This is a genomic window from Lactiplantibacillus daoliensis, assembly GCF_005405005.1.
Classification (GTDB): Bacteria; Bacillota; Bacilli; order Lactobacillales; family Lactobacillaceae; genus Lactiplantibacillus; species Lactiplantibacillus daoliensis.
The window spans coordinates 141,688-153,683 of sequence record NZ_BJDH01000004.1 but is presented as its reverse complement, the minus strand read 5'-3'; the positions used below and the strand labels follow the sequence as shown (position 1 = coordinate 153,683).

Annotated in this window: 9 protein-coding genes; all 9 read left to right on the top strand. The window is 44.7% G+C overall.

Annotated features, from left to right (window positions below; translation table 11 throughout):
* Positions 1-38 precede the first annotated feature (38 nt).
* Positions 39-4,349 carry a PolC-type DNA polymerase III gene (locus FFM64_RS06550; RefSeq protein ID WP_137607212.1) on the top strand — a complete coding sequence of 1,437 codons (4,311 nt, stop codon included), beginning with the start codon at positions 39-41 and terminating at the stop codon, positions 4,347-4,349.
* A gap of 136 nt (positions 4,350-4,485) precedes the next feature.
* Positions 4,486-4,962, top strand: a complete 477-nt coding sequence (gene rimP, locus FFM64_RS06545; RefSeq protein ID WP_137607211.1) for a ribosome maturation factor RimP — start codon at positions 4,486-4,488, stop codon at positions 4,960-4,962.
* Between the two features lie 19 nt (positions 4,963-4,981).
* On the top strand, positions 4,982-6,214 hold the full coding sequence (gene nusA, locus FFM64_RS06540) for a transcription termination factor NusA (RefSeq protein WP_137607210.1): 1,233 nt from the start codon (positions 4,982-4,984) through the stop codon (positions 6,212-6,214).
* A gap of 18 nt (positions 6,215-6,232) precedes the next feature.
* Positions 6,233-6,532 (top strand): RNase P modulator RnpM, encoded by a 300-nt coding sequence (gene rnpM, locus FFM64_RS06535; protein ID WP_137607209.1) that lies wholly within the window; start codon positions 6,233-6,235, stop codon positions 6,530-6,532.
* Positions 6,522-6,827, top strand: coding sequence for a L7Ae/L30e/S12e/Gadd45 family ribosomal protein (locus FFM64_RS06530; RefSeq protein ID WP_137607208.1), 306 nt, complete (start codon positions 6,522-6,524; stop codon positions 6,825-6,827). The genes rnpM and FFM64_RS06530 overlap by 11 nt, the downstream gene beginning before the upstream one ends.
* Positions 6,828-6,840: 13 nt before the next feature.
* Positions 6,841-9,468 (top strand): translation initiation factor IF-2, encoded by a 2,628-nt coding sequence (infB, locus tag FFM64_RS06525; protein WP_137607207.1) that lies wholly within the window; start codon positions 6,841-6,843, stop codon positions 9,466-9,468.
* Between the two features lie 25 nt (positions 9,469-9,493).
* Positions 9,494-9,847 (top strand): 30S ribosome-binding factor RbfA, encoded by a 354-nt coding sequence (gene rbfA / locus FFM64_RS06520; RefSeq protein ID WP_137607206.1) that lies wholly within the window; start codon positions 9,494-9,496, stop codon positions 9,845-9,847.
* 215 nt (positions 9,848-10,062) lie between these two features.
* A complete protein-coding gene (gene truB / locus FFM64_RS06515) occupies positions 10,063-10,986 on the top strand; it encodes a tRNA pseudouridine(55) synthase TruB (RefSeq protein ID WP_137607205.1) in 924 nt (307 codons plus the stop codon).
* Between the two features lie 14 nt (positions 10,987-11,000).
* Positions 11,001-11,996 (top strand): riboflavin biosynthesis protein RibF, encoded by a 996-nt coding sequence (gene ribF, locus FFM64_RS06510; RefSeq protein WP_137607204.1) that lies wholly within the window; start codon positions 11,001-11,003, stop codon positions 11,994-11,996.

The following is an 11,996-nucleotide window of genomic DNA, read 5'->3' as shown; positions in this document are numbered from 1 at the left end:
TTAAAGTTTGTTTTCAAAGGACAAAAGGAGGAACACGCGTGAGCTTAAATCAGCAGGAAATGTTTGAGAAATTGCTTGAACAAATCGAAATGCCGATGGATGAGGCATTTCAAGCAGCCAGTATCGAAAAGCTGACCGTTCATCAAGCCTCAAAAGTTTGGGAGTTCCATTTACATTTCCAACACGTTTTACCGTTTTCGCAATTCATGACTTTTAACAATAAGCTACAGATGGCTTTTCATGAAATTGCTGGCATCAACATGCAGATTACTACCGATGATACCGAAGTCAATCCGCGGGCATTGGCTGATTACTGGGAGTGGATCGTCAAAAATAGTGGCATTTCGTCACCGTTAGTTCAATCACTCTGTAATAGTAACGTTCCTTCATATGAGGATAACCGGGTCATCCTATTGGCCGAAAATGAAGTTATTCAGAACTTTTTGACGAACCAAGCACTCGGACCGATTGAGGAAACCTATCAACAACTTGGTTTTCCTAAATTCTCCGTCCACACCTTGATTGATGAAACGGCGTCGCAGGAAAAAATCAAGGCTTTCCATGCGCAAAAGGCGAAATCAGATCAAGCTTTGGCGCAGAAGGCCGAGGCTGCAATCAAAAAGGCCAATGAAAAGCGTGCTAAGCAAGCCGACTCACCGGCCCCAATTGATGGACCTGTCCAACTTGGTAAGCAAATTAACCCGCAAGAACCCGCCAAACAGATGGTTCAAATTACTGAAGAAGAACGTTCAGTGATCGTCGAAGGTTATGTTTTTGATATGGAAGTGCGGACCTTACGTTCGCAACGTCAGTTATTGATCCTAAAGGTGACCGATTATAGTTCTTCAATGGTGATTAAGAAGTTTTCTCGTAATAGTGACGATGAAGCACAATTTGCAGCTTTAAAACAAGGTATGTGGGTTCGTGCGCGTGGGTCGGTGCAAGAAGATAGCTTCATGCGTGACTTGACGATTAATGCGTACGATATTAACGAAATCTCACACGCGACTCGCCAGGATACCGCTCCCGCGGATGAAAAACGGGTTGAGTTTCATTTGCATTCCAACATGAGTGCGATGGATGCGACCAACACAGTCTCTGATTTTGTCGGTCAAGCGGCCAAATGGGGCCAACCAGCGATTGCGATTACTGATCATTCCGGGGCACAAGCATTCCCAGAAGCATTTGCCGCCGGACAAAAGAATAACATCAAAGTGATTTACGGTGTCGAAGCGAATATGGTCGATGATGGTGAGCCGATTGCCTTCAACGATGCGCATGCTGACTTGAAAGAGTCAACGTATGTGATCTTTGATACTGAAACGACCGGACTGTCTGCCATTTATGATAAGGTCATCGAATTGTCAGCGGTCAAGATGTACAAGGGTAATGTGACCGAGCAATTTGAAGAATTCATTGATCCCGGTTTTCATTTATCCGAAACGACGACCAATTTAACGAGTATCACCGATGAAATGGTGCGTGGCTCCAAGTCAGAGGAAGAAGTTTTCAAGCTTTTCCGTGAATTTTGTGGTGACGCAATTGTTGTCGGTCATAATGTTACTTTTGATATTGGCTTTATGGATACGGGTTATGCTCGTCATGGCATGCCACCAATTGAAAATCCGATTATTGATACGTTGACGTTAGCACATTGGCTGTACCCAGACTTGAAGCGGTTTACCTTGAATACGCTAGCGAAGCGCTTCAATGTTTCCTTGGAACATCATCATCGTGCCATCTATGATGCGGAATCAACGGGTCATTTGAATCATATATTCTTAAAAGACGCGGAAGAACGCTATGGCGTGCAGTTCCATGACCAACTGAATGGTCACATGAACGAGAATAATGCTTATCGTCATAGTCGTCCCTTCCATGCGACACTCTATGCGCAAACGCAAGCCGGCCTGAAAAATTTATTCCGAATTATTTCGGCCTCAAACGTGGATTACTTTTATGAAAAACCACGGGTGCCACGGAGTTTATTGAATAAATATCGTGATGGCATTCTGGTTGGCTCAGCTTGTGCCAATGGCGAAGTGTTCACGGCGATGATGCAAAAAGGCCAAGTTGAAGCCCGTAAAAAGGCGAGCTATTATGATTTTCTTGAAGTTCAGCCGAAACCAGCTTATTCACCATTAGTCGCATCTGGTTTGATTGCGGATAATGCTCGGTTGGAAGATATTATTAAGAACATGGTTAGCCTGGGTGATGAGTTGGGGATTCCAGTCGTTGCGACCGGAGATGTCCATTATTTGAACCCCGAAGATAAGATTTATCGCACGGTATTGGTGCGTTCGCAACCACGAACGGCTAATCGAACTGAGTTTCCTGATGATCATTTCCGGACAACGGATGAAATGTTAGCCGCGTTCAAATTCTTGGGTGATGAAACGGCCAAACGCATCGTCGTGACGGCAACGCAACAGCTGGCGGATCAGTTCGAAGTGGTGCGACCAGTTAAAGATAAGCTTTACACACCACGGATGAAGGGTGCTGAAGCCGAGATCAAAAAGCTGACGATGGATCGGGCGCATGCTTGGTATGGTGATCCGTTACCTGAGATCGTGCAAAAACGAGTCGACAAGGAATTGAAGAGTATCATCGGGAATGGGTTCTCAGTAATTTATTTAATCGCCCAGCGCTTGGTTTTCAAGAGTAATAAAGATGGCTACTTGGTTGGTTCTCGTGGGTCAGTCGGGTCCAGTATCGTGGCGACATTATCTGGGATTACAGAAGTGAACCCGATGCCACCGCATTATCGTTGTCCAAACTGTCAATATTCACACTTCTATACGAATAATGAATACGGTTCTGGTTATGATTTACCTCCGAAAGACTGTCCTGAATGTGGCACGAATATGGTGCGCGATGGTCAAAACATTCCGTTTGAAACTTTCTTAGGTTTTTATGGAAATAAAGTTCCTGATATTGATTTGAACTTCTCTGGGGACTATCAACCAATCGCCCATAACTATACGAAAGTGTTGTTTGGCGAAAAGAATGTTTATCGGGCTGGCACGATTGGGACGGTTGCCGATAAGACCGGTTACGGTTATGCCAAGGGTTATGAACGTACCACTGAACAGAACTTGCGGACGGCTGAAATTGACCGTTTGGCGAAGGGCATCACTGGGGTCAAGCGGTCAACTGGGCAACATCCGGCCGGAATTATTGTTGTGCCGGACTATATGGATATTTACGATTTTACGCCCGTTCAATATCCGGCCGATGATCAGACTGCTGCTTGGCAAACGACCCACTTTGATTTCCATTCAATTCATGATAATATTTTGAAAATTGATATTCTGGGACATGATGATCCTACCATGATTCGGATGCTGCAAGATTTGTCCGGAATCAAGCCGGAAAGCATTCCACCAGTTGATCCGAATGTCATGAAAATCTTTTCCAGTCCAGAAGTCTTAGGCGTCAATGAAGACCAAATTTTCTCAAAGACTGGGACCCTGGGTATTCCGGAATTTGGGACGCGTTTTGTTCGAGGAATGTTAGAAGAGACGCATCCATCAACCTTTAACGAATTGCTACAAATTTCTGGTCTGTCACATGGGACCGATGTGTGGCTAGGGAACGCGGAAGAACTGATCAAGGATGGGACCGTTACCTTAGCGGAAGTTATTGGTTGTCGAGATAACATCATGACCGACTTGATTCACTATGGGATGGAATCGGATATGTCTTTCCAAATTATGGAACATGTGCGTAAAGGTCGGGGGATTCCTGATGATTGGCAACAAGCGATGAAGGATGCGAATGTGCCTGACTGGTATATCGAGTCTTGCTTGAAGATTAAGTATATGTTCCCACGTGCCCATGCGGCGGCTTACATTTTGATGGCTTTGCGGGTGGCTTATTTCAAAGTCTACTTCCCACTGATTTACTACGCAGCCTACTTTTCAGTCCGCGCCGACGATTTTGATCTCGTGGCCATGTCACAAGGTAAAGAAGCGGTGAAGGCTTCGATGAAAAAAATTCAAGATTTAGGGAATGACGCTAAGGTTGGTGAAAAGAACCTGCTGACAGTTTTGGAATTAGCCAATGAAATGTTGGAGCGTGGCTTCAAATTTCAGATGGTCGATTTGTATAAATCTGATGCAACTGATTGGTTGATTGAGGGCGACACGTTGATTGCACCGTTCCGGTCAATTCCAAGTTTAGGCTTAGGCGTTGCGAAACAGATTGTGGCGGCACGCGCAGACAAGAAGTTTTTATCTAAGGAAGACTTGTCTAAACGTGGTAAGGTCTCGCAAAAATTGATTGACTTTATGAGTCAGTATGGGATTTTGAAAGGGTTACCTGATGAAAACCAACTTTCTTTATTCTAAAAATGGCGTGAAAGTCGCTTAGTGTTGCGGATTACGCATTATTATGATAATATATGAGTGTAATTTAAAACTCGTTAACGAGTGAGCAGCGATGCTCACTCTTTTTATTGGACTAATCTGGATAGGAGGCGCAAACGTGAGCAATAATGTTGTTGAGACCATTCAGCCGTTGGCACAAGCCATTGTGGCGACCCACCAGTTTGAATTAGTTGATCTTGAATTTGTGCGTGAAGGTCAGAGTTGGTATTTACGACTCTATATCGACAAGCCAGGGGGCATTAACATTGAAGAATGTGCCATGGTTAGCGATGAATTAAGTGAAAAATTGGATAGTATGGATCCTGATCCAATTCCACAAGCCTACTTCTTGGAAGTATCTTCGCCCGGTGCTGAACGGCCACTTAAAAAGGAAGCCGATTTTCAAAATGCCATTGGGAAGTACGTCCACGTTGGCCTGTACCAAAAAATCGATGGTAAAAAGGGTTTTGAAGGCGACTTAACCGCTGTGACCCCTGAAACATTAACAATTAATTACTTAGATAAAACGCGGCACAAAACTGTGACGATTGACCGTGATCAGATTTCACAAGCACGGTTGGCAGTGAAGTTTTAGTTAGCAAAGGAGTTTACACATGAGTAAGGAATTATTAGGGGCGTTAGACACCCTTGAATCAGAAAAAGGCATTAAAAAAGAAGTTGTGATCGATGCCTTAGAAGCAGCCTTGGTTTCCGCTTATAAGCGTAACTATGGCCAAGCTCAAAACGTGGAAGTTGACTTTGACCAAGTTAAAGGTAATATTCATGTTTACGCCGTCAAAGAAGTTGTTGAAGACGTGTTTGATTCACGTTTGGAAGTTAGTTTGCAAGATGCACTTGCCATCAATCGGGCCTATGAAATTGGTGATGATATTCGTTTTGAAGTCACCCCAAAAAACTTTGGTCGGATCGCGGCACAAACCGCTAAACAAGTCATTATGCAGCGGGTACGCGAAGCTGAACGTGGGATTATTTTTGACGAATACAGTCAATACGAAAATGAAATCGTGACTGGTGAAGTTGAACGCCAAGATAATCGCTTTGTTTATGTCAGCTTAGGTAAAGTGGAAGCCGTAATGGGTCGTTCAGATCAATTACCTGGTGAAACTTATCGCATCCATGACAAAATCAAAGTGTACGTTTCAAAAGTTGAAAATGCGACGAAGGGGCCTCAAGTCTTTGTCTCACGGACTGCACCAGACTTATTGAAACGATTATTTGAACAAGAAGTGCCTGAAATTTTTGACGGCATTGTCGAAATTGTCTCAATTGCGCGTGAAGCGGGCGACCGGGCCAAAGTCGCTGTTCGTTCAAATAATCCTAACGTTGATCCGGTCGGGACCTGTGTTGGGCCTAAAGGACAACGAGTTCAAACAATTGTTAACGAATTACACGGCGAAAATATGGACATCGTGGAATGGACCGATGACACGGCTGTTTTCATTGCGAATGCTTTAAATCCAGCCGAAGTTTTAGATGTTATTTTTGATCCTGAAAACGAACGCGGCTGTACAGTCGTTGTTCCTGATTACCAATTGTCATTGGCAATCGGTAAACGCGGTCAAAATGCGCGTTTAGCCGCAAAATTAACCGGTTTTAAGATTGATATTAAATCAGAAACTGAAGCATCTGATATAATGGATGAGAACCCCACGGATGTTGCAGCGGCTGAAACAGCTACTGAGACTGAAACTGAGGATGCTACGACTGATTTGAACGAAGATAGTGCCGTAGCAGCTGAACCAGCATCAACTACTGATGACCAAGCGTCTGAACCAAGTGTTGCGTCAGCTGATGATAGTGAAGCCTCAGCCAGTGATGCTGAATAACTAGAGGAGGTCTGGGCCTTGAAAAAAAGAAAAGTGCCGTTACGTAAAGATATTGTAACGGGTGAAATGCATCCCAAGAAAGAACTCGTACGTGTAGTTAAAAACAAGCAAGGTGAAGTCTCTGTTGACCCAACCGGTAAAAAGCCGGGTCGTGGTGCTTATATTGCGTTAGATGTTGCGGTTGCCGAACAAGCGAAAGCTCAAAAGACTTTTGATAAAGCCTTTGGGGTCAAAGTGGATGCGGCGTTCTACGACGAACTAGTGGCTTACGTTGATCACCAACAAGCCCGAAAGGAATTATTCGGTGATGACGCCTAAACAAGCTTGTTTAAACTTACTGGGCCTTTCACGGCGTGCCAAACAACAAATTGCCGGTGAAAACTTAACGTTGACGGCAATTCGGAACCAATCGGCCAAACTTGTTTTTATTGCAAGTGATGCCGGTCCCTCGACAGCCAAAAAATTTCATGATAAGGCCCAATCTTATGATGTACCAGTGATCGATACCTTAACTCGCGCAGAACTAACAGCAGCCAATGGCAAACCACGAACAGTGATTGCTATTACTGATGCAGGTTTTGCCAAGAAAATGGTGGCAATCATGACAAAGTAAGGAGGGTGAAGATATGGGGAAAAAGCGAATTTATGAATTAGCGAAGGAGCTAAATATTCCAAGTAAACAGTTAATTGCGCAAGCAAAACAGTTGGGATTCTCCGTCAAAAATCATATGTCGACACTCGGTGACAACGAGGCACGCCAGTTAACTGGTGCCTCCGCTACAACCAATCCTAAATCTCAAACGACTGGGGCAACCAGTCCAGTTTCAAAACCTGAAGCTAAAAATGTGACACGAACTGCTAATCAGCAGCAATCCAACTCGCGTCATTTACAGAGTGGTGATTCTTTGAATAATAATCGAAATAATAATAACAATCAAAGCAAAAATAATAATAGTAATACCCGTTCCAATAACACAAGTTCTCGATCAACGACTTCGCGGTCGTCATCAAGCAACGCGTCTCGTTCAAATAGTAGTAACGGCACTCGCACTAATAGTAGTGCCAACCGTTCTAATAATACCCAGAACCGAAATAGCAACCAAAACCGGTCAAATTCTTCGAACCGCTCAAACAATAGCAACGGCTCTCGGACGACCGGGAGTGCTAATCGGTCAAATAATTCTCAAAATCGCTCAAACAATAGTCAAAACCGTTCGAGCAATGGTAACGGTCAGAACCGTTCCAATAATTCCCAAAGCCGTTCTAACAACTCAACTAATAACCGGAGCAGTAGTAATAGTAGCACCGGTAGTAACAATAGTAGTCGTAACGGGAGCGGCCGTTTTGGCGGTAGCTTAAATAATAATGGCGGTGGCGGCCGTTATCGTGGCGGTAATAATAACCGTCGTCGTAACAATCGCAAGCAAAGCCGGAAGAATCAACGGATTCGCCAAGTTACGAACAAGCCGGTCTCAGTTCGTAAAGACAAGCCGTTACCAGAAACTCTGGTTTACACGGTCGGTATGAACGCTCAAGACTTAGGTAAGATTTTGCATCGCGAACCAGCTGAAATTATCAAGAAGTTATTTATGCTAGGTGTGGCAGTTAATCAAAACCAATCCTTGGATAAAGATACGATTGAAGTTTTAGCCGCTGATTATGGCATCAACGCTGAAGAAAAGGTTGAAGTCGATGTGACTGACTTAGACAAGTTCTTTGACGAAGAAAATCAAAACATGGAAAATGCTGTGACACGGGCCCCAGTGGTTACTGTCATGGGACACGTTGATCATGGTAAGACGACCCTTTTGGATAAATTACGGCACACTCACGTGACTGCTGGTGAAGCTGGTGGGATTACCCAAGCGATTGGGGCGTACCAAGTGAAACATAATGGCAAATCCATTACCTTCTTGGATACGCCAGGGCATGCTGCCTTTACTGAAATGCGGGCACGTGGTGCTGATATTACTGATATTACGGTCTTAGTTGTTGCTGCCGATGATGGGGTTATGCCTCAAACTATCGAAGCAATCAACCATGCGAAAGCAGCGAAGGTGCCAATCATCGTTGCGGTTAACAAGATTGATAAGCCAGGTGCCAATCCAAACCACGTTATGGAACAATTGACCGAATATGGGTTGATTTCTGAAGACTGGGGTGGCGACACGATCTTCGTTCAAATTTCAGCGAAATTCGGTAAGAATTTGGATGAATTATTGGACATGATCTTGTTACAAGCCGAAGTGCTTGAATTGAAGGCTAACCCTGACCAAAATGCTGCTGGTTCTGTTTTGGAAGCAAGTTTGGACCGTGGGAAAGGCTCAACGGCCACGTTGTTAGTTCAACAAGGGACGATGCATGTTGGTGACCCAATTGTGGTTGGGAATACCTACGGTCGGGTCCGGACAATGACTAATGATAGCGGTCGGCGGATTAAGGAAGCTATTCCATCAACACCAATCGAAATTACTGGTTTAAGTGATGTGCCTGAAGCCGGAGATCGTTTCGTCGTCTTCGATGATGAAAAGACTGCTCGTGAAGCCGGTGAAGAACGGGCTAAACAAGCCTTGATGGACGAACGGAAGCAAACGAACCATGTCACTTTGGACAACTTGTTTGATTCAATGAAGCAAGGTGAAATCAAAGAAGTCGATGTGATTATTAAGGCAGATGTTCAAGGCTCCGTTGAAGCCTTAGCAGGAAGTTTGAAGAAGATCGATGTTGAAGGCGTTCGAGTTAATATTATCCATACAGCTGTTGGGGCCATCAACGAAAGTGATGTTGCCTTAGCAGAAGCAAGTAATGCCATCATTATCGGTTTCAACGTGCGGCCAACGCCACAAGCGAAGTCACAAGCTGATACTGACGATGTTGATATTCGTTTGCATCAAGTCATCTACAACGCGATCGATGAAATCGAAAGCGCGATGAAAGGGATGCTCGAACCTAAATACGAAGAAAAGATCACTGGTCAAGCCGAAATCCGTGAAATCTATAAGGTTTCTAAGATTGGGACAATCGGTGGTGGGATGGTTACCGATGGGGTCATTCATCGTGATTCCGGTGTTCGGGTCATCCGTGACAGCGTTGTTATTTATGACGGTAAATTAGCTAGTTTACGTCGTTTCAAAGACGATGTGAAGGAAGTTAAGCAAGGCTTCGAATTAGGACTTCGGATTGAAGACTACAATGATATTCGTGTGAACGATGTGATTGAAGCCTATATCATGAAGGAAGTTCCGATTGAATAAGCAATCCCTCAAGGAGGTGCACTAGATGGCACAACATTATCGGGTTGGTCGACTTGAACAAGAGATTCAAAAAGAAGTTGACGACATTCTATTGAAGCGAGTTCGTGATCCACGTGTTGCTGGGTTAACCATTACCGGTGTGACGGTAACTGGTGACTTGCAACAAGCGACGATTTTCTACAGCATTTTATCAGATAAAGCATCTGATGGTGAGAAGACGGCCAAAGGGCTTGAAAAAGCTAAAGGCTTGATTCGTAGTGAATTAGGGTCACGTCTCAGTATTTATAAGACCCCCGAACTTACATTTGAACGGGATACTTCTGTTCAATATGGGAGTCGAATCGATCAATTGATTAATAATTTAAAACGCCAAGATTAGTTCACTAATGATTGGTTCAAGACCGCTGTGGGTATTTTCTCACAGCGGTCTTTTTTTGATCAACTACTTTTAGTGAAACTAAATTTTTAGCCGTTTTTCACTGACCGGTAGCCGGCAATAAATTTCCATTCAGTAATTCCGGACTGTGATTCAACTGTAATCGTTTTACTTGGTTGTGGTATACTGAAAAAAGTTAATTTTAAGGAGTCATTTTTATGCCAAACGGAATTTTACCATTGTATAAGCCACGCGGGTTGACGAGTTTTGACTGTGTGGCTAAAATCAGAAAGTTATATCATACCCGTAAGGTGGGACATTCAGGTACACTGGATCCGGGTGTTGATGGCGTGCTACCAATCTGTATTGGCAATGCGACCAAAGTCGTGCAGTTTTTGGTAGCTTCTGGTAAGCAGTATCAGGGGAGTATTACCCTTGGTTTTGCCACCACGACCGAGGACCTAGATGGCGATGAAGTTGACTGTCAAGCGATCACCCGGCCGTTTAGTGCGACTGAAATTGATGCAGCACTAGCCACGATGACCGGTGAGATTACGCAGATTCCGCCGATGTTTTCGGCAGTTAAGGTCAACGGCCGGCGCTTATATGACTATGCGCGACATGGTGAAACCGTTGAACGACCGGCCCGCCAGATTACAATCGGTCGCTTTACGCAACGGCAAGCTGCGACTTATGATCCTGAACGACAAACACAAACGATTTATTTTACGGTCGATTGTAGTAAGGGAACCTATGTCCGCACACTCGCAGTTGATGTTGGTAAAAAACTGGGTGTCCCAGCGGTCATGAGTGACTTAACTCGGTTAAAAAGTGGTGGGTTTACGTTGGCTGAAACGGTCACTTTTGCCCAGATTGAAGCAGCGGTAGCCAATGAGACTGAGGAAACCTTATTGGCACCCATTGAGAAGGCTTTGACAGCCTATCCGCAGGTGGCTTTAACGACTGAACTCTGGTCACACGTTAAAAATGGCGCCTGGTTATTGCCGGAAGAAGGTCAACAGCCACATCCAGATGCGAACACGATAGTTGCATTAACCTATCAAGACCGCATAAAATGTTTATATAGTTATCGGACTGAAGAACAGCGGTATAAGCCGTTTAAGATGTTTTCAGTTGATTAAGGAGTTTTTGTGACATGCAGGTGATTAATTTAAAATATCCCGATGTGGCGGCTCAAATTTCTACTAGTGCGATTACTTTGGCACTGGGATTTTTTGACGGCGTGCATCGTGGACATCAACGGGTGATTGAGACTGCTCGCAAAGTGGCTGACAGCAACGGGACTAAGCTCGCCGCCATGACTTTTGATCAGCATCCCTCAGTGGTATTTCAACATGCCGCGCCCGAACATGTGCGCTATTTAACGTCAATCGCGCAAAAAGAAACATTGATGGCAGAGCTGGGTGTCGACATTTTGTATATCTTACATCTTGATGCCATCGTGGGGTCGCTGTCACCGCAAGCGTTTGTGGACCAATTGATTGTTGGGCTGCATGCAACGACGGTTGTTGCTGGATTTGATTACACTTATGGTCCAGCTGCGACTGCAAACATGCAACGACTTGGCGGGTATGGACGACAACGCTTTGAAATTGTTGAAGTTCCCAAGGCCGTTGATGGCACAGAAAAAATTAGTTCAACCCGAATCCGTTCAGCATTGGATGCGGGGCAAGTGGATGAAGCAAATGAGTTGCTTGGCTATCAATACGAAACCACTGGGACCGTTGTTCATGGGGAAGCTCGTGGACGGACGTTGGGGTTTCCGACGGCCAATGTGGCACATGGTAATAATACACGGGTGCCAGGAATCGGGATTTATACGGTAATGGTTCAGGTCGAAGATCAGTGGGTCTTGGGCATGGCGTCCGTGGGTCGGAATGTCACCTTTGGCGATAATCGTCCCATCACGGTTGAAATTTACTTATTAGATTTTACCGGGGACATTTATGGTCAAGCGTTAACCATTCGCTGGGGACATCGCATGCGGGGCGAAATCAAGTTTGATGGTGCGGCTGGACTCGTGGCCCAGTTGCAAGCAGATGAACAAGCTACCCGCGCGTATTATGTGGCGCAACTGTTTCACGCGGAACCACGTTTATGGTCATTATTGCAAACTGATCAGGAGGATTAG

Excerpts from the sequence above, each read along its gene's own strand:
- nusA (WP_137607210.1), top strand. The coding sequence starts at position 4,982 with ATGAGTAAGGAATTATTAGGGGCGTTAGACACCCTTGAATCAGAAAAA.
- FFM64_RS06530 (WP_137607208.1), top strand. The coding sequence starts at position 6,522 with ATGACGCCTAAACAAGCTTGTTTAAACTTACTGGGCCTTTCACGGCGT.
- infB (WP_137607207.1), top strand. The coding sequence starts at position 6,841 with ATGGGGAAAAAGCGAATTTATGAATTAGCGAAGGAGCTAAATATTCCA.
- rbfA (WP_137607206.1), top strand. The coding sequence starts at position 9,494 with ATGGCACAACATTATCGGGTTGGTCGACTTGAACAAGAGATTCAAAAA.
- truB (WP_137607205.1), top strand. The coding sequence starts at position 10,063 with ATGCCAAACGGAATTTTACCATTGTATAAGCCACGCGGGTTGACGAGT.
- ribF (WP_137607204.1), top strand. The coding sequence starts at position 11,001 with ATGCAGGTGATTAATTTAAAATATCCCGATGTGGCGGCTCAAATTTCT.